The organism is Ruegeria sp. AH3 (genome assembly GCF_056536265.1).
This window is the reverse complement of record NZ_JBQFJL010000001.1, coordinates 1946323-1968673: the sequence shown is the minus strand read 5'-3', so window position 1 is coordinate 1968673 and position 22351 is coordinate 1946323. Positions and strand designations below refer to the sequence as shown.

Genomic DNA, 22351 nt, shown 5'->3' with positions numbered 1-22351 from the left:
GAATCCAATAAATGGCGCTGCAACCAGGGCAGCCATTCCAACTCGTGAATAATATTTACGCATTAATAGGTGCTCCTTCGTCCACATTCCCTGAATGCGCTGGGCATCCGATGAGGATGTGGAACTCCGATATGAAGGAGACGTTATGCCTGTCTGAAAAATTCTTGAGAAAGCAGAGAGGCCCTGCCCGGAAAACCGCAGGCCCTGCGGATCAGCCGTGCCGTTTGACGATCACGGACCCCACTGAATAGCCTGCGCCAAATGAACAGATCAGCCCGACATCGCCATCGTTCAGATCATCTGAGTGCTTTGAAAATGCAATAATCGAACCCGCAGAAGAGGTGTTGGCGTAATCTTGCAGGATGTTGGGTTGTTCGTCCGGTTCCGGTTCGCGGCCCAGAACTTTTTTACCGATGAAATCGTTCATCGTTTTATTGGCCTGATGCAGCCAGAGCCGTTTCAGATCATCGCTGTTGATGCCTTCGGCGTCCATATGGTCGCTGATATGCTTGCTGACCATCGGCAGAACCTCTTTGAACACCTTGCGCCCGTTCTGCATGAACTGCATATCGCGACGGTCGATCACACCATCAGGGCGGGAACGGCGCAGGAAGCCGTTGTTGTTGCGGATGTTATTGGAAAAAGATGTGGCGCAACGGGTCGAGAGGATCTCGAAATGCGGGCCTTCGGCGTCCTCGATCCGTTCGACCAGCGTTGCAGTGGCCACGTCCCCGAAGATGAAGTGACAATCCCGGTCCCGCCACTCCAGATGGCCTGAGCAGATCTCGGGGTTCACCACCAACGCCGCCCGGACCGAGCCCGAGCGGATCATATCAGCCGCCGCCTGAATACCGAACGTGGCTGAGGAGCAGGCGACATTCATGTCAAACCCGAACCCATCGATCCCCAGCGCCTGCTGAATTTCGATGGCAATCGCCGGGTAGGCGCGTTCGTGGTTTGAGGCGGCGCAGATCACCAGATCGACATCTTCGGCACTGCGTCCGGCCTGTGCCAGCGCCATGCGGCACGCATCCACCGCCATCTCGGTCATGATGCCCGGCTCGTCATCGCTGCGCTGTCGCAGCGAAGGGTGCATGATCTCGGGGTTCAGGACGCCGGTTTTGTCCATCACATACCGGTTCTCTATCCCCGACGCCTTGACGATGAACTCTTCCGAAGAATGCTGCATCGGTTCCATTTCGCCCGCTGCAATCGCATCCGCATTCTCAGCATTCATCCGGTCGGTATAGGCGTTGAAAGCTTCCACCAGTTCGGCATTGGTGATGACGTTTTCTGGCGTATAGACACCGGTACCGGTGATGGCAGGAGTGTACATGGCGGGCCCTGATTTAATGATCTGCACAAAATGCAATTCCTTCGATCGTTGATCAAGATGTGTTGACCCAAGGGAATGCGCGGTCTTCCGCTTCATAACTTGAATAGTTCATAACTCGAAGTATATTCCCCGGCGATTCGGACGGAAAAGACCCATGTCAGACGAGATCAGCACCCGACTAGGACGCCTTAGCCCTGAGATTCAGGCGATGATGGGCGTCTATGCGCTTTATTGGAAACTGGAAGAGAGCTTTGACAGCATCGAAACAGACCTGAGCCATCAGGAATGTCACATGCTGATCAAACTGGATGTGCCCAAACGTATGGGCGTGCTGGCTGCGGATATGCTGACTGTGCCGTCTACGATCACGGCGACCGCTGATGCGCTGGAGCACTCGGGTCATCTGACCCGGCAACGCGACCCCGAAGATCGCCGCGCCTGGCTTTTGGTTCTAACCGAGCAGGGCGAAGAAGCCCGTAACATGCTGGTGGCTGTCGCTGGTGAGCTATTCCGCAGCGCTTCTGGCCTGAACACTGAAGAAACTGCCGAGTTTGCACGTCTGGCGCGCAAAATTCGCGACAATATCCTGAAAACCGGAATCCCCGAGGGACTGAAGAAATGAAACTCCTGACCTCTGTTTGCCTTGCGCTGGCCGTTTTGACCGCACCCGCCATTGCGCAAGAGCCTGCCAAGCCCGTGAAACTGATGCAGGTCAGCGAAACAGCGCCCGGCTTTTCACGCCAGTTCTTTGGCCGTGTCGCTGCGCGTCAGACTGTTGATCTGGCGTTTCAGGTCGCTGGACAGATTGTCGAGATGCCTGTGACCGAAGGGTTTGTTATCCCAAAGGGTGAACTGATTGCCCGTCTCGATCAGGAGCCGTTCGAGTTGCAGCGCGACCGCACGCGTCTGCAGAAGGATCAGGCTGATCGAACCCTGGCCCGACTGTCGCGCCTGCGTGGTACAGCAGCCAGTCAGGTGGCTGTAGATGATGCCGAAACCGCGGCACAACTGGCTGCGATTGCGGTACGGGACGCAGAATATGAGTTGGAACACGCCACGCTGACCGCTCCGTTCGATGCGTTGGTTTCAAGCCGCGCGGTCGAGGCGTTTAGCACCGTTTCTGCAGGCACCCCCATCGTGCGAATCCACGATATGTCCGAGCTAAGGATTGAGGTCGATGTGCCCGAAATCCTGTTTCAGCGCTCCGGGCAGCAGGATGACATTACGATCACTGCCAAGTTCCCGGTCAGTGATGAGATCTTTCCGCTGGAGATACGAGAGTTCGATGCTGAATCCTCAAGCGTGGGCCAGACTTACCGCATCCAATTCGGTTTGACACCGCCCGAGGGGCTGCAGATTTTGCCTGGCTCATCCGTAACGGTCACGGTTCAGGTGCAGGATGAGCGTACCGGGATCATCATTCCACCGACGGCCGTTGTCGCGGATGCCAGCGGCGCGCTGGGCGTTCTGGTCTTTTCTCCGGTCGGTTCCGGCGAAGGCACCGTCCGCCGGGTCCCCGTTACGATTGAACCTACACAGAGTGGCGATGTCCGCGTGCTTACCGGTTTGTCCGATGGCGATGAGATCGTTGTGGCTGGCGGCGGGGCGCTGACTGATGGTCAGGCCGTCCGCCGCTTTGTCGGTTTCTCGAACTGAGGGCGCTTTCATGAGCATCGCACGCGCTTCGATAGACCGGCCACTATATACGTGGCTGTTCATCCTGATCGCCCTGTTCGGCGGCATTTGGGGTTTCTCGTCACTGGGCCGCCTTGAAGACCCGGCCTTTACGATCAAACAAGCAGTGATCGCCACACAATACCCTGGTGCCACGGCCGAGCAGGTCGCGCTTGAGGTCTCGGAACCGTTGGAATCTGCCATTCAACAGATGGGCGAGGTGGACATTATCACCTCTGTCAATCAGCCGGCCCAGTCGCTGATCGAGGTTGAGATCAAGTCCACCTATGACGGCAACGAGCTACCCGATATCTGGACCCGCCTGCGTGCCAAGGTACGTGATGCGGCACGCGGGCTGCCCTCGGGCGTTGGCGTACCGTATGTGAATGACGGGTTCGGGGATGTGTTCGGCCTGTTTTATGCGGTTACCGCCGACGGGTTCTCGGACGCTGAGAAACACGAACTGGCAACCTTTCTGCGACGCGAATTGCTGACAGTCAGCGGCGTCGCCGATGTCGAGGTGCAGGGCTTGCCGGATGAGGCGATCTTTATCGAACCCGACCTGTCGATCTCGGTCAATCAGAACGTTCCGCTGCAGGCAATCAACGAGGCCATCGTAAATGCGGATTCGGTCAACGCCTCGGGCTCGCTGCGGTCTAGTAGTGATCGGACGACCATCCTGACGGCTGAGGGATCGGACAGCGTGTCGGCCATCGCCGGACTTTCGGTCGGGTCGCAAGGGCAGGTGATCAACCTGTTCGATATGTCCGACGTCTATCGTGGGCGGCAGAACGATCCCGATATCATGATCCGCTTCAACGGGACCGAGGCCTTCACGTTGGGCATCGCCGGGCTGGCCACTGAAAACATCGTCGAAGTCGGTCAGCGCGCGGATGCCAAACTAGCCGAACTGGATTCCGAAATTCCCTTTGGCGTCGAAATCCTGCCCATCTATCAGCAGCATGTTGTTGTCGATGAAGCCTCAAACGCCTTCCTGCTGAACCTCGCCATGTCGGTGAGCATCGTGGTCGCCGTTCTGGGCATTTTCATGGGTTGGCGCGCGGCCATCGTCGTGGGCTCGACCCTGTTGCTGACCGTGGTGGGCACGCTGCTCTTCATGTCGATTTTCTCGATTGAAATGGAGCGCATCTCGCTGGGCGCCCTGATCATCGCCATGGGGATGCTGGTTGACAACGCCATCGTTGTGGCTGAAGGGATGCAGATCTCGATGTTGCGGGGCAAAAATTCTCGTGATGCGGCGGAAGATGTGGCCTCAAAAACGCAAATCCCGCTGCTGGGTGCAACAGTGATCGGTATCATGGCCTTCGCGGGGATCGGGCTCAGCCCCGATGCGACCGGAGAGTTCCTGTTCTCGCTGTTCGCTGTGATCGGCATTTCACTATTGCTGAGCTGGGTGCTGGCGATCACGGTGACGCCTCTGCTGGGGCACTATTTCTTCAAACAGGGCAAAGAGGGTGAGATTGACGCTTATGGCGGCATTCTGTTCCGCGTCTATGGTGCAATCTTGAACTGGGCGCTGCGGTTCCGCTGGCTGGTGGTTGCCGGGTTGATCGGAATCACAGTCGCCTGCTTCGCGGGCTTTGGATTGATGAAGCAGCAGTTCTTCCCCAATTCGAACACGCCGCTGTTCTTCGTGCACTACAAGCTGCCGCAAGGAACGCCGATTGCGCGCACTGCCGAAGATATGGCCGTGTTCGAGGGCTGGCTGGCCGAACGTGATGATGTCGTTTCGGTCGCCACGTTTGTGGGGCAGGGGGCGACACGGTTCATGTTGACTTATTCGGCAGAGAAACCGAACCCAAGCTATGGCCACATGATCATCCGTACCGAGACACTGGACGATATCCCTGCCCTGCAGGCCGATCTAGAGGCGTTCGGCTCGGCCCAGTTCCCCGAAGGTGAGTTCCGCACTAAACGTCTGATCTTTGGCCCCGGTGGCGGCGATCCGATCCAGGCCCGGTTCTCGGGCAGTGATCCGATTGTTCTGCGTCAATTGGCTGAAGAGGCTGTGCAACGCATGTCAGCCGCATCCCCGAATGCGCTGCATGTGCATCACGACTGGCGCGAACAGGAACTGGCTGTGCAGCCGATCTATGCAACCGAACGTGCCCAGACCGCAGGGGTGACGCGCGAGGATATCGCGGCCACGCTGCAATTCTCGACCGATGGCATAACCGGGGGTGTTCTGCGTGAGCGTGACCGCCAGATACCGATCATCCTGCGCCGTCCTGCGGATGGGGAGTATTCGATTGTCGATCAGGTGGTCTATTCCGATCAGTCGGAACGGTTCGTACCCATCGAACAGATGGTGGATGGGTTCGAATACAAGGCGCTCAACACGCTGGTTCATCGACGTGACCGAGTGCTTACGATTACGGTTGGCGCCGACATCCCCCCCGACATGACTGCGGCTCAGGTTCATTCCGAAGTACGCAGCGCCATTGAAGAGATGGAATTGCCGATTGGGTACAGCATGGAATGGGGCGGCGAGTTCGAGGATTCGGGCGACGCTCAGGCCAGCCTTGGGCGGCAATTGCCTCTGAGCCTGCTGATCATGGTGTTGATCTCAGTGCTGTTGTTCAACGCGATCCGGCAACCTGTCATCATCTGGCTGCTGGTTCCGATGTCTGTGAATGGCGTGGTCATCGGTCTTCTTGGAACGGGCCTGCCATTCACTTTCACGGCGTTGCTGGGGCTGCTGAGCCTTTCGGGCATGCTGATCAAAAATGGCATCGTCTTGGTCGAGGAAATCGATCTGGTCCGCGCCACAGGCAAAGCTCTGCGCCCCGCCATCGTCGAAGCGTCAGTCTCGCGTTTGCGCCCAGTGATGCTGGCGGCGATCACCACCATTCTGGGGATGGCTCCGCTGCTGACGGATGCGTTCTTTGTGTCTATGGCGGTCACGATCATGGGCGGACTGGCCTTTGCCACCATCCTGACCATGGTTGCCGCGCCGGTCTTCTACATGATGTTCTTCAACCGCGAAGAAAAACGTCGTCTGGCGGTCAACTAATAGGAACGGGCGGCAGATTCAGCCGCCCACCTCTGTCTCGGGATCATGATGGCAATAAAAGCAAGATAGCTTGTTGCCATCAGGATCACGCAGATAAGCCACATAGAAATCGGGTTGGTAATGGGGCCTGATGCCCGGCTTTCCCTCATCCATGCCGCCGTTTTCAAGACCGATGGCATGGAACCGCCGGACCTGATCGGCGCTTTTTGCGGGAAAAGCGATCATTGTACCATTGCCGATGCTGGCGGGTGCTCCATCGAATGGCTTGCAGATCCAAAAGCCGGTTCCACTATCGGGATCGGTGCCCCATCCCGCCCAGCCATCGATCCATCCGGGCAGGCGCGGCTGCTCAAGGACTGCAAAGATCGCATCATAAAAGCGGATGGCCCGCGGCAGGTCGTTGCTTCCGTTTGTGGTGTAGAGATCCATGAACGCTCCCCCTTGCTCTCATCATGTGGGCCACGAGCACGAAGGGGAAGAAAAAAGACCCCAGCCGAGGCCGGGGTCAATTCATACGTGCTGTTGCTAAGGTTTAGCCCTGCAGCGATTTCACCTCAACATCGCCCTCGGCCTGTGCCTTTATCGCCAGCGCTGCGGCGTTCGATCCCGCAGCTGTGGTGAAATATGGAATCTTGTCATAGAGCGCGATGGAGCGGATGGCCTTACTGTCCTCGACCGCTTGCGCGCCCTCAGTTGTATTCATCACCAACTGCACCTGACCGTCTTTCAGCATATCGACCACATCGGGGCGACCCTCATAGACCTTGTTGACCACCTCACAGGCGACGCCCTGTTCTTCCAGCCAGCCCTGCGTGCCGCGGGTCGCAACCAACGCAAATCCTTGCTCAACCAGAACATTGGCGGCCTCAAGCATTGCTTTGCCCTTGTCGGCATCTTTGATTGAGATAAACGCACGTCCCGAGGAAGGCAGGACCATGCCAGCCCCCATTTGCGCCTTGAGGAAGGCCCGCGGGAAGTCACGGTCCCAGCCCATGACCTCGCCAGTTGAGCGCATTTCCGGACCTAGGATGGTGTCGACGCCGGGGAAGCGGGCGAAAGGCATCACGGCCTCTTTCACCGAGAACCACGGCATGTTCGGGTCGGCCAGAGTCATCTGATCGGCAATCTTGGTGTCCTGACCTTCCTGATATGCGGGGCGCTGCGGGAAGTTCGCCAGTTTCTCACCAGCCATGACACGCGCAGCGATGGATGCAATCGCGCTGTCGGTCGCTTTGGCCACGAAGGGTACAGTACGCGAGGCGCGGGGGTTCACTTCGATCAGATAGATTTCATCATCCTTGATCGCGAACTGTACGTTCATCAGACCCACAACATTCAAAGCCTTGGCCAATTTGAACGCCTGATCCTTGATCTGCTCGATGATCTCTGCCGACAGCGAATAAGGTGGCAACGAACAGGCCGAGTCGCCCGAGTGCACGCCAGCCTCTTCGATATGCTGCATGATGCCCGCCACGTGAACATCAGTGCCATCGCACAGCGCATCCACGTCCAGTTCAACCGCGCCCGCCAGATAGCTATCCAACAGAACCGGGCTGTCACCAGAAACCACAACGGCCTCGTTGATATAGCGTTTCAGCTGATCCATATCACGCACGATTTCCATCGCGCGACCGCCCAGAACGTAGGAGGGGCGGATCACCAGCGGGAAGCCGATCTCTTCGGCAATTTCCAGCGCTTGCTCGTCGGTCGAGGCGATACCGTTTTTCGGCTGTTTCAAGCCCAGATCGTTGACCAGCGCTTGGAAGCGTTCACGGTCTTCGGCCAGGTCAATCGCGTCGGGCGTGGTGCCGAGGATCGGAATGCCTTCAGCCTCCAGAGCGTTGGCCAGTTTCAGCGGGGTCTGGCCGCCGAACTGAACAATCACACCGTGCAGCGTGCCGTTTTCCTGCTCTTTGGTCAGGATTTCCATGACGTGTTCGAAGGTCAGCGGTTCGAAATACAAACGGTCCGAGGTGTCATAGTCGGTCGAGACCGTCTCGGGGTTGCAGTTGACCATGATGGTCTCATACCCGGCCTCGGTAAGTGCGAAACAGGCGTGGCAGCAGCAATAGTCGAACTCAATGCCTTGGCCGATCCGGTTCGGGCCACCGCCGAGGATGACGACCTTTTTGCGGTCGCTTGGGCGTGCCTCGCATTCGACGTCACCCATCATGGGGGCTTCGTAGGTCGAGTACATGTAGGGCGTCTGGGCCTCGAACTCGGCCGCGCAGGTGTCGATGCGTTTGAACACGGCATTGACGCCCAGATTGCGCCGGGCGCGGCGGACATTGTCTTCGTCACGGCCGGTCAGGTTGCCCAGACGTGCGTCGGTGAAACCGAGCATTTTCAGCGCGCGAATGCCCTCTTCGGTAACGGGAAGCCCGTCTTTGCGGACCTGACGCTCGGCTTCGATGATCTCGCGGATGCGAGTCAGGAACCATGGGTCGAATTTTGTGACACCAAAGATTTCGTCATCAGTCAGACCGTGACGCATCGCTTGTGCGATGGTGCGCAGACGGTCGGGGGTCTGCTGGCTGATTGCCTTGATCACGGCGGCCTTGTCATCGGCCATTTCCCAGACGCCGACGTTCAGGCCAGGTATCTCGATCTCGTCAAAGCCGGTCAGGCCCGATTCCATCGAGGCCAGCGCCTTTTGCATCGATTCGTGGATGGTGCGTCCGATGGACATCGCTTCACCGACCGATTTCATGGCGGTGGTCAGATAGGGCTCGGAGCCGGGGAATTTCTCAAATGCGAATTTCGGGATTTTGGTGACGACATAGTCGATGGTCGGCTCGAACGAGGCCGGGGTGACCTTAGTGATGTCGTTGTCCAGCTCGTCCAGCGTGTAGCCCACGGCCAGTTTGGCCGCGATCTTGGCAATCGGGAAACCGGTCGCCTTGGAGGCCAGAGCGGACGACCGCGACACCCGCGGGTTCATCTCGATCACAACCATACGGCCATCATCGGGGTTGATCGCCCATTGTACGTTCGAACCACCGGTCTCGACGCCGATCTCGCGCAGAACAGCAATCGAGCCGTTGCGCATGATCTGGTATTCTTTGTCGGTCAGTGTCAGCGCTGGGGCCACGGTGATCGAGTCACCGGTGTGCACGCCCATCGGGTCGACGTTTTCGATGGAACAGACGATGATGGCGTTGTCGGCAGTGTCGCGCACCACCTCCATCTCGTATTCCTTCCAGCCCAGCAGGCTTTCGTCGACGAGGATCTGGTTCACCGGAGACGCATCCATGCCCGAGCGGCAAAAATGGATGTAATCCTCACGGTTATAAGCCACACCGCCGCCGGTGCCGCCCAGTGTAAAGGCAGGGCGGATGATGGCGGGAAGGCCGATTTCCTCAAGCTCATCCAGTGCCATCTGGACACCGGCGTCCAGATCGGTGGAGCCGTCTTCACGTTTGGGGGCGGTGACGATGGTCGCCTTAGGGTTCTCAAGACCTAACCGGTCCATCGCCTCGCGGAACAGGGCGCGGTCTTCGGCCATCTCGATGGCGTCGCGCTTGGCGCCGATCATCTCAACGCCGAACTTGTCCAGAACGCCCATCTCTTCCAGCGCCAGCGAGGTATTCAGGCCGGTCTGTCCGCCCATAGTGGGCAGCAAGGCATCGGGGCGTTCTTTCTCGATAATCTTGGCAACAACTTCTGGGGTAATCGGCTCGATATAAGTCGCGTCCGCCAGACCGGGATCGGTCATGATCGTCGCGGGGTTCGAGTTCACCAGAATGACCCGGTAGCCTTCTTCACGCAGCGCTTTACAAGCCTGAGCGCCGGAATAGTCGAACTCGCAAGCTTGACCGATAACAATGGGGCCCGCCCCGATTATCATGATCGACTGGATGTCGGTTCTTCTCGGCATGGCCTTGTTCCTTCGATTGTCCGCGAGTCAGGGCACCGCCCCAGCGCCCAAATTGTCCTGCGTTATAGGGACCGCGCGAAAAGGTGCAAGAGCTATCGGAAACAGGGGCGAAATTGCCGCTTTCCCCCCTTTCACCTGCTGGCGTATCCTCTATATCGCGCAGCACGGCAAATGAGGATGCACTTGCGTATTCGTTTCGATCAGGGACCAGCCGGGCGTGGCACCCGGTTTGAGCGTCCATCCAAAATCATCCGCGCGGATAGTGCGGAGGAGGTGCCCCAGGCTCTGGCGGCGCTCGATCAGGCGCGTGCAGATGGGGCCTGGCTGGCCGGCTACGCAAGCTATGAACTGGGTTATGTGTTGGAGCCGCGTCTGGCGGATCGCCTGCCCGAGGGGCGACGGCTGCCGCTGCTGTGTTTTGGCGTGTACGGAGAGCCGGATCGCGTTGGTCTGCCAAAGGACTTGGGCGGTGTCACGGCGTTTCAGCCCCGCTGGGATGAGGCCAGGTATACACAGGCCTTCCGGACGGTGCACGACGCTATTGGCGCCGGTGATATCTATCAGGCGAATCTGACGTTTCCAATCGACCTTGAGGTGACCGGAGAGTCAGACGCACTGTATGCGACGCTCACAGCTGGTCAGCCTGTTGGTCACGGTGCTTTGGTCGAGCAGGAGGGGTTACCCGACCTGCTCAGCCGGTCTCCTGAGTTGTTTTTTCGCACCGATGCCGAGGGCCGGATCGAAACGCGCCCGATGAAAGGAACCCAGCCGCGCAGCGAGGACCCGGTCGAAGATGAACGTCGTAGGGCTTTCTTGTCATCAGATGAAAAGAACCGCGCTGAGAACCTGATGATCGTCGACCTGCTGCGCAACGATATCAGCCGCGTGGCGCTGGCGGGCTCGGTCAAAGTGCCCGAACTGTTCAAGGTCGAAACCTATGCGACGGTTCATCAGATGGTATCGCTGGTGCAGGCGCAATTACATCTTGGGGTTGGCCTATCGGATATTCTGACGGCACTGTTTCCCTGCGGCTCAATCACCGGCGCGCCAAAAATTCGCGCCATGGAGATATTGTCGGAGTTGGAGCCATGGCCGCGCGATGTTTATTGCGGCACCATCGGATGGGCCGCGCCTGATGGACGGTCTGAATTCAATGTGGCCATCCGGACGCTCATGGTCGAGGACGGCAAGGCAACCCTGAACGTGGGCGGCGGGCTGGTCTGGGACAGCACCGCCCCATCGGAATATGAGGAGGCGCTATGGAAAGCCCGCTTCGCCCACCAGCTGAGCTTGATTTCCGTCTGATCGAAACGCTGGCTTTTCGGCCGGGGCAAGGGCTTGTGCGGCTGGATCGTCATTTGTCCCGTATGGCCCGCTCAGCCAAGGCGTTCCAGATTGACTTCGACTGGACCGCTGCTCAGGCGGTCGTGAATTCGGTATCTGGGAAAACCCCGCTGCGTTGTCGCCTGACATTGGATGCATGCGGAAAACTCGATTTGACGGCCGGAGATTTGGCCCCGAACCCGCCGCTCTGGCGTGTCGGTGTGGCTGAGCAGCGCCTTTCTTCGTCGGATATCTGGCTGCGGCACAAAACCACCCGTCGGGCTATCTATGACAGAGCGCGTGCGAACCTGCCTGCTGGTGTTGATGAGCTCTTGTTTCTCAATGAACGAGATGAGGTATGCGAAGGCACGATCACCAATCTGTTTCTTGAGATGCCCGGCGGGCCGTGCCTGACGCCTGCACTGTCCAGTGGGGTTTTGCCTGGAGTTCTGCGCGAAGAGATGCTGGAGCACGATAACACGACAGAGGCGGTGCTGACCCTGGCCGATCTGCAGAAGGCGCAAACGATCCACTTCGGCAATTCGCTGCGAGGGTTGATCCGGGCGGAGCTTGTAACACCGTGAGCAGGCAAAACGAATGGGCTGCGCGCCCAGCTGCCGTGCAGCGACTGAAGCTCGAGTTTGGGCTGTTCTACTTCGCCGTACCGGTTCTGATCGCAGTGCTCTTTCCACCAGATTGGATGTTTCCGTCGCTCTTTGCGTTCACCGGGTTGGGTATTGTCTTGCTGCACAGCACGCCCGGATTTTCGTGGGCCGAGCTTCGCTATGGCTGGCGAAACTGGTCCTGGGGCGAGGTTCTGCTGTTCACAATTGCGATGGCATCCGTCTGCTCAACCCTTGTCCTGACACTGCGACCGCAAGCTGCCTTTGCCCTGTTGAAGCACCGGCCCGAGTTGCTGGCCTTCATCTGGGTCGGTTACCCGCTCGCTTCGGCCTTGCCGCAAGAGTTGCTGTTTCGCGCGCTGTTCTTTCGCCGCTATCACGCAATCCTGCCGAAGGGATATGCCGCCTATTGGCTCAACGCGGCACTCTTTTCGCTCGCTCACCTGATGTATTGGAGCTGGATCGTTGCCATCATGACATTTGTCGGAGGGTTGCTATTTACCTGGGCCTACGACAAGCGAGGGTCGTTCTTCTACGCCGTTTTGTTGCACGCCATCGCGGGCAACATCATCTTTGCAGCAGGATTGGGGATCTATTTCTACTCGGGCAACGTGCAAAGGCCGTTTTGACGGCGCGACCTGCCTTGACTTTCTATGCCCGACGGGGTGTATCGGCGCGACGAATTCTGCGCCCGAAGGGATATGATCCATGCACGCCTACCGCAGCCACACCTGCGCCGCTCTGACCGCCGCCAATGTCGGTGAAACCGTCCGCCTGTCCGGTTGGGTGCATCGTGTCCGAGATCACGGCGGCGTGCTGTTCATCGACCTGCGCGACCATTTCGGCGTAACGCAGGTTCTGTGCGACGGCGACAGCGCGGCCTTTGCTGAGCTGGAGAAAGTGCGGTCCGAGTGGTGTATCCGCATTGATGGCACGGTCAAAGCCCGCGACGCTGATCTGGTGAACCCTAAGCTGCCCACCGGCGAGATCGAAGTTTATGTGCGTGAGCTGGAAGTTCTGGGTGCCGCTGATGAGTTGCCGCTGATGGTCTTCGGGGATCAGGAATACCCCGAGGAAACGCGTCTGCGCTATCGCTATCTGGATCTGCGTCGCGAGGCGATGCAGCAGAACATGACCCTGCGCTCGGACGTTGTCGCCTCGATGCGCCGTCGGATGTGGGATCAGGGGTTCCGCGAATATCAGACGCCAATCATCACCGCCTCGTCGCCCGAAGGCGCGCGCGACTTTCTGGTGCCATCGCGCCTGCATCCGGGCAAGTTCTATGCGCTGCCGCAGGCACCGCAGCAGTTCAAGCAGCTGATTATGGTGTCGGGTTTCGACAAATATTTCCAGATCGCGCCGTGCTTCCGTGACGAAGACCCGCGCGCCGACCGCTCGCCGACCGATTTCTACCAACTCGACCTCGAGATGTCGTTTGTTGAGCAACAAGACGTGTTCGACACCATCCAACCCGTTCTCACGGGTGTGTTTGAAGAGTTTGGTGGTGGCCGCAAAGTCGATCAGGAATGGCCGCAAATCTCCTACAAGGATTCAGCGCTGTGGTATGGCACTGACAAGCCCGACCTGCGCAATCCTATTAAAATGCAAGTGGTCTCCGACCACTTCCGCGGGTCTGGCTTCGCGATTTTCGCGAAGCTGTTGGAGCAAGAGGGCACCGAAATCCGCGCCATCCCGGCGCCGACCGGTGGCAGCCGTAAATTCTGTGACCGCATGAACGCGTTTGCGCAGAAAGAAGGTCTGCCCGGAATGGGCTACATCTTCTGGCGCGATCAGGGCGAAGGAATGGAGGCTGCGGGACCTCTGGCCAAGAACATTGGCCCAGAGCGTACCGAGGCGATCCGTCAGCAACTGGGGCTGGGCGTTGGCGATGCCGCCTTCTTCTTAGGTGGCAAGCCGAAAGCCTTTGAAAAGGTCGCTGGCAAGGCCCGTGACGTGATCGGTGAGGATCTGAACCTGACCGAGAAAGATCGATTTGCTTTCGCGTGGATCGTGGATTTCCCGATCTACGAGCAAGACGAAGAAACTGGCGCGATCGACTTCGAACACAACCCGTTCTCGATGCCGCAGGGCGGCATGGACGCTTTGCAGGGCAACCCTCTGGACGTACGCGGCTATCAGTACGATCTGGCCTGTAACGGGTACGAGCTGGTCTCGGGCGCGATCCGGAACCACAAACCCGAGATTATGCTGAAAGCCTTCGAACTGGCTGGTTACGGCGAGGATGAGGTCAAATCCCGTTTTGGTGCTCTGTTTAATGCCTTCCACTACGGCGCCCCACCGCACGGGGGCTGTGCCGCAGGGATCGACCGGATCGTAATGCTGCTGGCCGATGAGGCCAACATCCGCGAGGTCATGATGTTCCCGATGAACCAGCGCGCCGAAGACCTGATGATGGATGCGCCGTCCGATCCGACTTCGGATCAGTTGATGGAGCTGGGTCTGCGCATTATCCCGCAGGACTGATCGAAACCGCCCGCCTCGCGCGGGCGGTTTTCGTTATGAGTGTCGAAGATTTACGCCAGACGTCAGTCTAGCGGGTTATGCATGTTCCGACGATTGCTGCGGATATGCTTCGCGGTCTGACGCGTCTGGCGGTAAAGCCAGATAAACAAGAAGGATGCAGTCAGGAAATAGGCCGTCAGCATCTCAGATCGCCTCCTGCCGTTCGAGGCGTTCCTGCACAAGGCCAGCGACCCGCGCCGCTTGAGCCGTGACCGGAGCCCCCTGCCTTCGCGATGCGGCAAGCCGAAGTGCTGCATCTTCGAGGACAGTGTCCTGTGCATCCCGCGCCACGCTTTGCAGAAACTGCGCCGCGTAATCCAGTGTTTGCTGATTGGTCGGTCCGGTCAGCACATCAGCGATATGGGCCATATCGTCTTGATAAGCCAGAGGATCAGGATGAACGATTTCATCGCGCACCGCATCTAAGTCGCTGGGTCGGCGATCTTCGGGCAAAAGCTCAAGGATTGTTTTTTGGAAATAGGATAGTGAGTTCAGAGGTTTGGCCAGAAATCCATCTGCCCCCGCACGCAAGGCGACCGATTTGGAATTGTCATCGCCTGACATGCCGAGGATGACCGCTATTCGCGGCACCGCGTGGGTGAGTTCAGCGATCAGATCAGCGCCAGAGCCGTCCGGCAGCCCCATATCGACGATCAGCACCGAGGGACGGTATATCTGCAGATGACGCCGTGCCGATTTCAGGCAGTCCGCACGTCGGATACGTGCACCGCTGTGCAGGCACATCAAGCGAATTGCATCGCAGGCATAGCGGCTGTCTTCGACCACAAGGATGGTCTGGCCCAGCAGCGGCCGCATCTTGGTGGCCAGCGCCGGAGGGGCGAAAGGTCCCGAATCGTCCATGGCAGAACTCCTGATTAGCAGATGCCTCACGCTAGGAACTTCCGGCTAATACAGGGTTAACGCGCGTTTTGGCGCACTTGCCCTTTGACGGGACAGACCCCATAACCGCTGCAACGCAGAACGGAAGGAGAGTTCCATGATCGGTCGTCTCAACCATGTTGCCATCGCGGTTCCCGACCTCGAGGCCGCTTCAGCCCAGTATCGCAACGCTTTGGGGGCCAAGGTTGGCGCGCCGCAGGATGAGCCCGATCATGGGGTGACTGTCGTGTTCATCGAACTGCCCAACACCAAGATCGAACTCCTGTACCCGCTGGGTGAAAACAGTCCGATCAACGGATTCCTCGAAAAGAACCCGTCGGGTGGCATCCACCACGTTTGCTATGAGGTCGAGGACATCATCGCCGCACGCGACCACCTGAAAGAGACCGGCGCGCGCGTTCTTGGGTCGGGTGAACCTAAGATCGGTGCTCATGGCAAACCGGTTCTGTTCCTGCACCCCAAGGATTTCAACGGTTGCCTAGTTGAGTTGGAACAGGTCTGACGCCGATGACGATCACTGCTGCTCTGGTCCTGTTTGCGGTCATCTGGTTTCTGACCCTGCTGATCGTACTGCCGATACGGATTAAAACGCAGGGTGACCTTGGGGATATCGTTCCGGGCACCCATGCGGGTGCGCCGGAAGTGCATCACATGAAAAAGAAGCTCTGGATCACCACGGGGATAACAGTGATTCTTTGGGCGATCATCGCAGGCATCATCATTTCTGGTCTGATCTCGGTGCGCGATTTCGACTGGCTCAATCAGCTGGAACCGCGCGAGTAGCGCTTCAGGCGCGCGTGTTAGACAAACCGTGATAGAGATGGGTGAAAGTTGCGGCCCCCAGGATCGGGATCAGCAGGTTCACCAACGGTACCGACAAGGGAACGGCCATCAGAATCCCTGCCACCCAGATGGTGAGGCTGTGTTTTGCGCGCAGTTTCCGTGCCCCTTCGCGGCCTAATCGGCGCATGGCGGCGAGGGTGAAATACTCTCGTCCCAGCAGAAAACCGTTCATGCCCCAGAAAATGAACAACGCGAAAGGCGAGAACACGGCGTAGAGGATCAGAGCCAGGAGATTGGCGACGATCAGGACACCCAGAAAGCTGAGCGTGTCACGCAGCGCATCACCAAAGGGAATACGTTGGGCCGGAGGCAAGCCGGGATAGTGCCGGTCCTCGACTGCTTGAGCTACTTCGTCGAGAAACATGGATGTGATCGCAGACGCCACCGGCACCATCAGGAATACTGACAGCACCATCATCAGCAGAAACGACGACACGCTGAGCAGATCGTTCAGCCATGTCACCTCTCCCAGTATCGGCAGTGTCGCTTGTTCCCCGACCAGAACATTGATCAGCCAGAGAAATCCGGCATAGGCCGCTACCAGCAACGCGAAGGTCAATCCGACACCCAGCAGCAGCACCTTGCGGAACCGGGGATCACCGATTTGGCCGAGCGCCTGAAGAAACGAATGAATGATGATCATTCCGAAACCCACTGGGTCAGGGCGGTGATATCGGGGCGTGGCCGTTCGGGTGGAGCCGTACCCTCGGTCGCGATGTGAATGAAACCCGCGATGGATTCGTTGTCCGTCAGACCCAGCGCCGCCTGACAAAACGCGCGATCATGGGATTGCCAACCCGACAGCCAGTTCGCACCCCAACCGGCTGCCAACGCGGCGTTCAGAAGCGCCAGGCAGACGGCTCCGGCGGAATAGGTCTGTTCGATTGCCGGGATCTTGTCCGAAGGTTTCTGTACCTCGATGATCGCGACTGCCAGATGTCCCATGTCAAACTGGCTGCGGGCCTTTGTAATGTCTTCCGGGGTCTTGCCGAGAGATTGACCGCGGGTCTCGGTCAGCTCGGCCAAACGCTGCATTGCGCCCTTTTCAATGACAACAAACCGCCAGGGTTCAAGCTTGCCATGATCCGGACTGCGCGCGGCGGCTGTGAGCAGGGGCAACAGCTCATCGCGGGTCGGGGCAGGCGCGACCAGGGTCTTCGCCGGGCGCGAGCGGCGCACTTGTAGAAAATCCAACGCAGCTTGGTTCTTCAGGGACATATGTTAACTTCCTTCACATGGGCAGTCTGTATGTCGGAGGCATGCCGACCGCTTTCAAGGGCAAACTGCCCCCGAAAGGATGACAAATTCAATCGGAAATACTGTCCGTGATCGGTTACCAGGGCAGAACTTAACTGCTATTCCTTGGGACCATCGGTTTCGCGAATCTGGTAAACACCTTCAGGCAGGTCCAGTGCCGCGGCCAGATCACGTACCTGTTCAGGCGACAGCGTGATCTTTTGGATCTGGTCGGTGCGGGTGTCCAACTGCTCGATTGTTACGCATTCGGCGAAGCTGTTGATCACAATATCTTCCTGCAAAGGCTTTGCGCCTTCATCCACCAGCGTGATGACCGTCGAGTCAAATTCGTGTTCGATAGAAAACATGAATGCAGAGTGCCGATCACGGGGCTGTAATGCAACCCGATAGGCGTGCAATCCGCGGTGGTCCCGTCTGGTAAGCCGGGTTATGCTCGGCCTCGGTCGAAGCGCCTGAAAGGAACCACAATGCGCCGTCTTGCCCTGATGTTGGTGTTGCTTCTGGCCGCGTGTGACACTCCGTCTTTGGTAGCGGTTCCAGCCGAGAACTGGAAGCCAAACTCAACGAGCAAGAAGGCCACGGCACGCAGCTTTGAGAAAGTCGGGCGCGATGTTGCGATTGCTGCCGGAAAAGAGTGCCGCCGCCGTGCGCCCTCAAGCAATTGCGACTTTGTCGTATTGGTCGATCTGAATCCCAATGCACCTGCCAATGCATTCCAGACGCTGGATGACGATGGCCGTCCGCTGATTATCTTCACTCAACCGATGATCCGGTCGGCGCAAAACGCTGATGAAATTGCTTTTGTCATGAGCCACGAGGCTGCGCATCACGTTCTGGGCCATATCGCGCGGCAGGCGGCCAATGCGAAGGAAAGCGCGAAAATCTTCGGCGATCTCGCGCGAGAACGGGGCGAGGATACGGCAGGCATCGAACGGGCGCAGAAATTGGGGGCTCAGGTCGGCGTTCAAAACTACACGCAACAGTTTGAATTGGAGGCAGATCAGTTGGGCACGGTGATCACCCATTCGGCCGGGTATGATCCACTGGTCGGCATGATGTTCTTTCAGCGCATTCCCGATCCGGGTGACCGGTTCCTCGCCACGCATCCGCCCAATGCCAAACGGGTCGAGGCGGTCTTGCAAACAGCGCGTCAGTTGGGATTGCAGTAATGGCGGGTTTGACGCAGCTGGGCGTCGTCCTCAGCGATCGAGGATCAAAATACGCCGTGACGGGTGCACAGGTTACCAGTCGGGCCGAGGTGGATGCCGTGCTCGTCGATCTGAAATCCGACAAAGCCTATGCCAAGGCCACGCATAACACCTGGGCGGCGATGCTGCCGACAGGAGCACTTAAGGCGGACGACGGGGAAACCGGCGCCGCGATGGTGATTTTGCGGATGATGGAACGGGCCGGGTTGTCGGACCACGTCATCATCGTAACCCGTTGGTATGGCGGTAAGAAACTTGGCGGTGACCGGTTTCGAAGGGTTCAGGACGCGACACGGGCCTATCTAGATCATTTGGGCCTTTGACCTGAGTCAAGGCGCGCTTGGCCGGATCGGATAGCTTTCCCAAAAGCGTGACAGGGAAAGGAAACCGCATGTCCCACCGCGAAACGCTCAAACGTCATGCCGGTCTTGTGGACGAGATGGCCACAACGCTGGGCGTAGATCTGCAGGAAGCCGCACTCGACGGTGCCTTGCGAATTGATGAAATATCAGAGGCCGTCCTGCGCTGTACAGGCTGCCCCAACCCAGGTCACTGCGAATCGTTTCTGGCAGAAACTCCGGCCGCGTCCCGAACCCCGGAATATTGCCGAAACCAGGAGTTGTTGCAGCGGTTGATACCCTAGGCTCGGGGGCTGTCATGACACAGCTCGGTCAGGTGATGACACATCTCAGGTTGGTGCTGCGCATGGCACGCACGACCGGTACAGATTTGGTCGCAGCGCATCGTGATGGTCATCTGAGCCAGCAGGATTGGGCCGAGATGATTCAGCTTTGCCGCGGATGCGAATGGGCGTGTGCCTGCCCGGACTGGATGGATGACAACAAAACCGCAGAACGCGCGCCTTGCACCTGCCCGAACCGGGATCGGTTTACGGCGCTGAAGCTCCGAGAGTCATAGGTGAGCAGATGCCACAGGTTCCATTGGGGGAAATCGAAACGCATTTCTGGCTAACACGCTCGGTCGCACGCTGTATGGGGGTATCCCTGACCGAAGCGATGGCCGAAGGTAAACTGACCCCCGACGACTATGCCCAAATCGTAACCCGCTGCCGCGCCTCTGATTGCAGCGAGAAATGTCAGGTCTGGCTCGCAGCCCAGCAGTCACGGGCCAAGGAAGCACCTGCGTTCTGCGCCAATTCGAAACCGCTGAACGACCTGCTTTGATCGCCTTACAGTTCGGCGTGAGATCCGTCACACAGTGGTGGATTTGTGCTGTGTTTGCAGCCGCAGAAGAACAGCTTCTTGTCACTCTCAGCGGTGTATTTCATCGGCTCCAGCCCGGTATCCTTATGCGAGCCATCACAGAATGGCTGACGTTGGGATTTGCCGCACGCGCACCAGAAATAGGTTTTTCCCTTGGTCACTTCGACCGGAAAGGGACCTTTTTGAGCAATGATCGGCGCATCTGACATTTGGCGTCTCCGTTGTTGGCTGGCATCAGAAACACAGTGTAGAGCGTGGAAATGAAAAGGATAGAGCACCGGTTCAGATCGCGGCCCCAGCGTCGTTCCGCCTTAATTCACAACCTCGTGATCGATTCGGTTGCCAGATCAGTAACTTGGTCTTATTCTGACACCGGCCCCGAAAAACTGGGCAATATCAGAAAAGTAATAGAGGATTGACGGACATGAAACTGAAATTTGCTGCCATCTGCGCTACAGCTGTTGTTCTGACTGCATGCTCGCAGCAGGAAGAGCCGACCCCGGTCTACATCCAGCCTGATTATGATAAGTACGGTACGCCCAGCTGTGCGGCAGGCTATGAACTGGCCACGACCGAAGCGGGCCAGACTGTCTGTAATCCGGTCACACAATAAATCGCCTGCAGGCGGTCCCGGTTGGGGCCGTCTGCATCCGTACCGCTTAGACCGCCGCATTCGAGGCGGTTTTTTCTTGCCTTTTCACAGTCGCTGCTGAACCTGTGGTCACGAATTTCCACCGGACGGACCTATGCGAAATTTCTTTACCCGCCTGAATGACCGCACCCGCTGGAGCTGGCAGGGCCTGCGCGCCACATGGCGTGACGAGTATTCCTTTCGGAGCTGGGGCTGGGCCAATCTGATCTCGGCCGCGCTTGCGTTTCTTCTGCCATTGGGCCCGACAGAACGGGCGCTGATTCTGATCATGGGTTTGCTGGTGCTGGTGGCCGAGCTGTTCAATACCGCCATCGAACGTGCTGTCGATCACACCTCAACCGATCACCATGCTCTTGCGGGGCAGGCCAAAGACGCAGCCAGCGCAGCGGTTGCGCTGACCGCCATTGCAGCAGGCGTGGCATGGGTGTTCGCGCTGATCGGGTTGTTCTGAGCGTTCAGCCTGACGACTGCAGCCGCCCCCACAGATCATACTCGCCAGCTTCATCGACTTCGACCGAGACGATATCTCCGGGCTTCAGAGCCTCGAACCCCTCGTCGATAAACAGATTTCCGTCAATCTCGGGCGCATCTGATTTGGTCCGGCAGGTTGCGGCTTCGTCATCGATCTCATCGACGATCACCTCAAGCGTCTGACCAACCTTCGCCGCCAGTTTCGCCTCGGAAATGGCCTGTGCCTTCTCCATGAACCGATCCCAGCGCTCTTGCTTTAGCTCGGCAGGGACGTGATCCGGCAGGTCGTTCGACCGGGCACCGTCCACGTTTTCATACTGGAAACAGCCGACGCGATCCAGTTGCGCCTCATCCATCCAGTCCAGCAGAGTTTGGAATTCAGCTTCGGTTTCGCCGGGATAACCGACGATGAAGGTCGAGCGCAGGGTGATGTCCGGGCAGATGGCGCGCCACGCTGTGATTTCATCCAACGTTTTTGCCCCCGCTGCAGGACGAGCCATGCGTTTCAGAACATCCGGGTGGGCATGTTGGAACGGAATGTCGAGATAGGGCAGCAAATTGCAGCCCGCATCCGCCATCAGGGGAATCAAATCGCGCACATGCGGATAAGGGTAGACATAGTGCAACCTTACCCAGGCGTCGAACTGCCCCAGTTCCCGTGCCAGATCGGTGATATGGCTGCGCACCTCGCGGTCTTTCCACGGGTTCATGTCATATTTGCGGTCCAGCCCATAAGCCGAGGTGTCCTGCGAGATCACGAGCAACTCGCGCACGCCGTTGTCGACCAGTTTCTCGGCTTCGCGCAGCACCGCATGGGCTGGGCGACTGGCGAGCTTGCCGCGCATATCGGGAATGATGCAGAACTTGCATTTGTGGTTACAGCCCTCGGAAATCTTGAGATAGCTGTAATGGCGCGGCGTCAGCTTGACGCCAGAGGCGGGCAGCAGATCGACATAGGGGTTCGGGTCTGGCGGCACGGCGGCGTGGACCGCATCCAGTACTTGTTCGTATTGATGAGGTCCGGTGACGGCCAAAATCCTGGGATGGTGTTCGCGGATATAGTCCGGCTCGGCCCCCAGACAGCCCGTCACGATAACCTTGCCGTTCTCAACCAGCGCTTCGCCGATGGCCTCCAGCGACTCGGCTTTGGCGCTGTCCAGAAACCCGCAGGTGTTCACAATCACGGCATCGGCGCCCGCATAATCCGGCGAAATGCCGTATCCTTCGGCCCGTAGCCGGGTCAGAATACGTTCACTGTCGACTAGAGCCTTGGGGCATCCCAAAGACACCATCCCAAGGGTGGGCTGGCCCCGTCGCGGAGTATCAGTGATCTGTGCCGAAGGGGCCAGATCAGGGCGGAGGTTTGGTGGGTTCGTACTCATGGCCGGGCATATAGAGGGGAAAGCT

General features: G+C 58.3%; 25 protein-coding genes. 16 read left to right on the top strand and 9 right to left on the bottom strand.

Annotation, left to right across the window (positions count from 1 at the left end):
- Positions 1 to 211: 211 nt before the first annotated feature.
- A complete protein-coding gene (locus ACR3EM_RS09865) occupies positions 212 to 1336 on the bottom strand; it encodes a beta-ketoacyl-ACP synthase III (protein ID WP_480470536.1) in 1125 nt (374 codons plus the stop codon).
- 154 nt (positions 1337 to 1490) lie between these two features.
- Here ACR3EM_RS09865 and ACR3EM_RS09860 point away from each other — a divergent pair, with 154 nt between their 5' ends.
- From ACR3EM_RS09860 to ACR3EM_RS09850, 3 genes are read left to right on the top strand one after another with little or no spacing between them, the layout of a single operon-like run.
- Positions 1491 to 1958: a MarR family winged helix-turn-helix transcriptional regulator gene (locus ACR3EM_RS09860; RefSeq protein WP_480470535.1), complete on the top strand. Its 468-nt coding sequence runs from the start codon at positions 1491 to 1493 to the stop codon at positions 1956 to 1958.
- Entirely contained in the window at positions 1955 to 2992 is a 1038-nt protein-coding gene (locus ACR3EM_RS09855) for an efflux RND transporter periplasmic adaptor subunit (RefSeq protein WP_480470534.1), read from the top strand. Before ACR3EM_RS09860 ends, ACR3EM_RS09855 begins: the two co-directional genes overlap by 4 nt.
- Positions 2993 to 3002: 10 nt before the next feature.
- Complete coding sequence (locus ACR3EM_RS09850) at positions 3003 to 6044, top strand: efflux RND transporter permease subunit (RefSeq protein ID WP_480470533.1); 3042 nt, start codon at positions 3003 to 3005, stop codon at positions 6042 to 6044.
- Positions 6045 to 6062: 18 nt separating this feature from the next.
- Here ACR3EM_RS09850 and ACR3EM_RS09845 read toward each other — a convergent pair whose 3' ends face one another.
- Together ACR3EM_RS09845 and carB are read right to left on the bottom strand one after the other, a co-directional pair.
- A complete protein-coding gene (locus ACR3EM_RS09845; RefSeq protein WP_480470532.1) occupies positions 6063 to 6473 on the bottom strand; it encodes a VOC family protein in 411 nt (136 codons plus the stop codon).
- A 103-nt stretch (positions 6474 to 6576) separates the two neighbouring features.
- The gene (gene carB / locus ACR3EM_RS09840; RefSeq protein WP_480470531.1) at positions 6577 to 9921 is read right to left on the bottom strand and encodes a carbamoyl-phosphate synthase large subunit; all 3345 of its coding nucleotides are present in this window, start codon (positions 9919 to 9921) and stop codon (positions 6577 to 6579) included.
- A gap of 177 nt (positions 9922 to 10098) precedes the next feature.
- On the opposite strand from carB, the gene ACR3EM_RS09835 reads away from it, so the two are divergent.
- The 4 genes from ACR3EM_RS09835 (at position 10099) to aspS (ending at position 14351) form a co-directional block, all read left to right on the top strand.
- Positions 10099 to 11226, top strand: a complete 1128-nt coding sequence (locus ACR3EM_RS09835; RefSeq protein ID WP_480471916.1) for an aminodeoxychorismate synthase component I — start codon at positions 10099 to 10101, stop codon at positions 11224 to 11226.
- Positions 11181 to 11828 (top strand): aminotransferase class IV family protein, encoded by a 648-nt coding sequence (locus ACR3EM_RS09830; protein ID WP_480470530.1) that lies wholly within the window; start codon positions 11181 to 11183, stop codon positions 11826 to 11828. Before ACR3EM_RS09835 ends, ACR3EM_RS09830 begins: the two co-directional genes overlap by 46 nt.
- The gene (locus ACR3EM_RS09825; protein ID WP_480470529.1) at positions 11825 to 12496 is read left to right on the top strand and encodes a CPBP family intramembrane glutamic endopeptidase; all 672 of its coding nucleotides are present in this window, start codon (positions 11825 to 11827) and stop codon (positions 12494 to 12496) included. Before ACR3EM_RS09830 ends, ACR3EM_RS09825 begins: the two co-directional genes overlap by 4 nt.
- Before the next feature lie 79 nt (positions 12497 to 12575).
- A complete protein-coding gene (gene aspS, locus ACR3EM_RS09820; protein ID WP_480470528.1) occupies positions 12576 to 14351 on the top strand; it encodes an aspartate--tRNA ligase in 1776 nt (591 codons plus the stop codon).
- Between the two features lie 183 nt (positions 14352 to 14534).
- Here aspS and ACR3EM_RS09815 read toward each other — a convergent pair whose 3' ends face one another.
- Complete coding sequence (locus ACR3EM_RS09815) at positions 14535 to 15251, bottom strand: response regulator (RefSeq protein WP_480470527.1); 717 nt, start codon at positions 15249 to 15251, stop codon at positions 14535 to 14537.
- 136 nt (positions 15252 to 15387) lie between these two features.
- On the opposite strand from ACR3EM_RS09815, the gene mce reads away from it, so the two are divergent.
- Together mce and ACR3EM_RS09805 are read left to right on the top strand one after the other, a co-directional pair.
- Positions 15388 to 15792 (top strand): methylmalonyl-CoA epimerase, encoded by a 405-nt coding sequence (gene mce, locus ACR3EM_RS09810; RefSeq protein ID WP_010441821.1) that lies wholly within the window; start codon positions 15388 to 15390, stop codon positions 15790 to 15792.
- A 5-nt stretch (positions 15793 to 15797) separates the two neighbouring features.
- Entirely contained in the window at positions 15798 to 16073 is a 276-nt protein-coding gene (locus ACR3EM_RS09805; protein WP_480470526.1) for a DUF1467 family protein, read from the top strand.
- 4 nt (positions 16074 to 16077) lie between these two features.
- Here the strand turns inward: ACR3EM_RS09805 and ACR3EM_RS09800 are convergent, their stop codons facing one another.
- The 3 genes from ACR3EM_RS09800 to ACR3EM_RS09790 form a co-directional block, all read right to left on the bottom strand.
- Positions 16078 to 16776 (bottom strand): EI24 domain-containing protein, encoded by a 699-nt coding sequence (locus tag ACR3EM_RS09800; RefSeq protein ID WP_480470525.1) that lies wholly within the window; start codon positions 16774 to 16776, stop codon positions 16078 to 16080.
- Positions 16773 to 17351 (bottom strand): nitroreductase family protein, encoded by a 579-nt coding sequence (locus ACR3EM_RS09795; protein ID WP_480470524.1) that lies wholly within the window; start codon positions 17349 to 17351, stop codon positions 16773 to 16775. Before ACR3EM_RS09795 ends, ACR3EM_RS09800 begins: the two co-directional genes overlap by 4 nt.
- A 137-nt stretch (positions 17352 to 17488) precedes the next feature.
- Positions 17489 to 17737 (bottom strand): hypothetical protein, encoded by a 249-nt coding sequence (locus tag ACR3EM_RS09790; protein ID WP_480470523.1) that lies wholly within the window; start codon positions 17735 to 17737, stop codon positions 17489 to 17491.
- A 120-nt stretch (positions 17738 to 17857) separates the two neighbouring features.
- On the opposite strand from ACR3EM_RS09790, the gene ACR3EM_RS09785 reads away from it, so the two are divergent.
- The 5 genes from ACR3EM_RS09785 to ACR3EM_RS09765 all read left to right on the top strand — a co-directional run bounded on the left by ACR3EM_RS09785 (position 17858) and on the right by ACR3EM_RS09765 (position 19782).
- Positions 17858 to 18559 carry a M48 family metalloprotease gene (locus ACR3EM_RS09785; RefSeq protein ID WP_480470522.1) on the top strand — a complete coding sequence of 234 codons (702 nt, stop codon included), beginning with the start codon at positions 17858 to 17860 and terminating at the stop codon, positions 18557 to 18559.
- Complete coding sequence (locus ACR3EM_RS09780; RefSeq protein WP_480470521.1) at positions 18559 to 18921, top strand: YigZ family protein; 363 nt, start codon at positions 18559 to 18561, stop codon at positions 18919 to 18921. Before ACR3EM_RS09785 ends, ACR3EM_RS09780 begins: the two co-directional genes overlap by 1 nt.
- Before the next feature lie 68 nt (positions 18922 to 18989).
- Positions 18990 to 19241: a DUF6455 family protein gene (locus ACR3EM_RS09775; RefSeq protein WP_480470520.1), complete on the top strand. Its 252-nt coding sequence runs from the start codon at positions 18990 to 18992 to the stop codon at positions 19239 to 19241.
- Between the two features lie 14 nt (positions 19242 to 19255).
- Positions 19256 to 19516, top strand: a complete 261-nt coding sequence (locus ACR3EM_RS09770) for a DUF6455 family protein (RefSeq protein WP_480470519.1) — start codon at positions 19256 to 19258, stop codon at positions 19514 to 19516.
- 8 nt (positions 19517 to 19524) lie between these two features.
- Positions 19525 to 19782, top strand: a complete 258-nt coding sequence (locus ACR3EM_RS09765) for a DUF6455 family protein (RefSeq protein WP_480470518.1) — start codon at positions 19525 to 19527, stop codon at positions 19780 to 19782.
- A 5-nt stretch (positions 19783 to 19787) separates the two neighbouring features.
- On the opposite strand, the gene ACR3EM_RS09760 is transcribed toward ACR3EM_RS09765, so the two are convergent.
- Positions 19788 to 20030, bottom strand: a complete 243-nt coding sequence (locus ACR3EM_RS09760; RefSeq protein WP_480470517.1) for a CDGSH iron-sulfur domain-containing protein — start codon at positions 20028 to 20030, stop codon at positions 19788 to 19790.
- A gap of 215 nt (positions 20031 to 20245) precedes the next feature.
- Here ACR3EM_RS09760 and ACR3EM_RS09755 point away from each other — a divergent pair, with 215 nt between their 5' ends.
- Both ACR3EM_RS09755 and ACR3EM_RS09750 read left to right on the top strand, forming a co-directional pair.
- Positions 20246 to 20434: a hypothetical protein gene (locus ACR3EM_RS09755; protein ID WP_480470516.1), complete on the top strand. Its 189-nt coding sequence runs from the start codon at positions 20246 to 20248 to the stop codon at positions 20432 to 20434.
- 133 nt (positions 20435 to 20567) lie between these two features.
- On the top strand, positions 20568 to 20924 hold the full coding sequence (locus ACR3EM_RS09750) for a diacylglycerol kinase (protein ID WP_480470515.1): 357 nt from the start codon (positions 20568 to 20570) through the stop codon (positions 20922 to 20924).
- A 4-nt stretch (positions 20925 to 20928) separates the two neighbouring features.
- On the opposite strand, the gene rimO is transcribed toward ACR3EM_RS09750, so the two are convergent.
- Positions 20929 to 22326 (bottom strand): 30S ribosomal protein S12 methylthiotransferase RimO, encoded by a 1398-nt coding sequence (rimO, locus tag ACR3EM_RS09745; RefSeq protein WP_480470514.1) that lies wholly within the window; start codon positions 22324 to 22326, stop codon positions 20929 to 20931.
- Between the last annotated feature and the right edge of the window lie 25 nt (positions 22327 to 22351).

Coding starts and splice junctions, on each gene's coding strand:
- ACR3EM_RS09865 (WP_480470536.1), bottom strand. CDS start 1,336: ATGTACACTCCTGCCATCACCGGTACCGGTGTCTATACGCCAGAAAAC.
- ACR3EM_RS09860 (WP_480470535.1), top strand. CDS start 1,491: ATGTCAGACGAGATCAGCACCCGACTAGGACGCCTTAGCCCTGAGATT.
- ACR3EM_RS09855 (WP_480470534.1), top strand. CDS start 1,955: ATGAAACTCCTGACCTCTGTTTGCCTTGCGCTGGCCGTTTTGACCGCA.
- ACR3EM_RS09850 (WP_480470533.1), top strand. CDS start 3,003: ATGAGCATCGCACGCGCTTCGATAGACCGGCCACTATATACGTGGCTG.
- ACR3EM_RS09845 (WP_480470532.1), bottom strand. CDS start 6,473: ATGGATCTCTACACCACAAACGGAAGCAACGACCTGCCGCGGGCCATC.
- carB (WP_480470531.1), bottom strand. CDS start 9,921: ATGCCGAGAAGAACCGACATCCAGTCGATCATGATAATCGGGGCGGGC.
- ACR3EM_RS09835 (WP_480471916.1), top strand. CDS start 10,099: ATGCACTTGCGTATTCGTTTCGATCAGGGACCAGCCGGGCGTGGCACC.
- ACR3EM_RS09830 (WP_480470530.1), top strand. CDS start 11,181: ATGGAAAGCCCGCTTCGCCCACCAGCTGAGCTTGATTTCCGTCTGATC.
- aspS (WP_480470528.1), top strand. CDS start 12,576: ATGCACGCCTACCGCAGCCACACCTGCGCCGCTCTGACCGCCGCCAAT.
- ACR3EM_RS09815 (WP_480470527.1), bottom strand. CDS start 15,251: ATGGACGATTCGGGACCTTTCGCCCCTCCGGCGCTGGCCACCAAGATG.
- mce (WP_010441821.1), top strand. CDS start 15,388: ATGATCGGTCGTCTCAACCATGTTGCCATCGCGGTTCCCGACCTCGAG.
- ACR3EM_RS09805 (WP_480470526.1), top strand. CDS start 15,798: ATGACGATCACTGCTGCTCTGGTCCTGTTTGCGGTCATCTGGTTTCTG.
- ACR3EM_RS09800 (WP_480470525.1), bottom strand. CDS start 16,776: ATGATCATCATTCATTCGTTTCTTCAGGCGCTCGGCCAAATCGGTGAT.
- ACR3EM_RS09795 (WP_480470524.1), bottom strand. CDS start 17,351: ATGTCCCTGAAGAACCAAGCTGCGTTGGATTTTCTACAAGTGCGCCGC.
- ACR3EM_RS09790 (WP_480470523.1), bottom strand. CDS start 17,737: ATGTTTTCTATCGAACACGAATTTGACTCGACGGTCATCACGCTGGTG.
- ACR3EM_RS09785 (WP_480470522.1), top strand. CDS start 17,858: ATGCGCCGTCTTGCCCTGATGTTGGTGTTGCTTCTGGCCGCGTGTGAC.
- ACR3EM_RS09780 (WP_480470521.1), top strand. CDS start 18,559: ATGGCGGGTTTGACGCAGCTGGGCGTCGTCCTCAGCGATCGAGGATCA.
- ACR3EM_RS09775 (WP_480470520.1), top strand. CDS start 18,990: ATGTCCCACCGCGAAACGCTCAAACGTCATGCCGGTCTTGTGGACGAG.
- ACR3EM_RS09770 (WP_480470519.1), top strand. CDS start 19,256: ATGACACAGCTCGGTCAGGTGATGACACATCTCAGGTTGGTGCTGCGC.
- ACR3EM_RS09765 (WP_480470518.1), top strand. CDS start 19,525: ATGCCACAGGTTCCATTGGGGGAAATCGAAACGCATTTCTGGCTAACA.
- ACR3EM_RS09760 (WP_480470517.1), bottom strand. CDS start 20,030: ATGTCAGATGCGCCGATCATTGCTCAAAAAGGTCCCTTTCCGGTCGAA.
- ACR3EM_RS09755 (WP_480470516.1), top strand. CDS start 20,246: ATGAAACTGAAATTTGCTGCCATCTGCGCTACAGCTGTTGTTCTGACT.
- ACR3EM_RS09750 (WP_480470515.1), top strand. CDS start 20,568: ATGCGAAATTTCTTTACCCGCCTGAATGACCGCACCCGCTGGAGCTGG.
- rimO (WP_480470514.1), bottom strand. CDS start 22,326: ATGAGTACGAACCCACCAAACCTCCGCCCTGATCTGGCCCCTTCGGCA.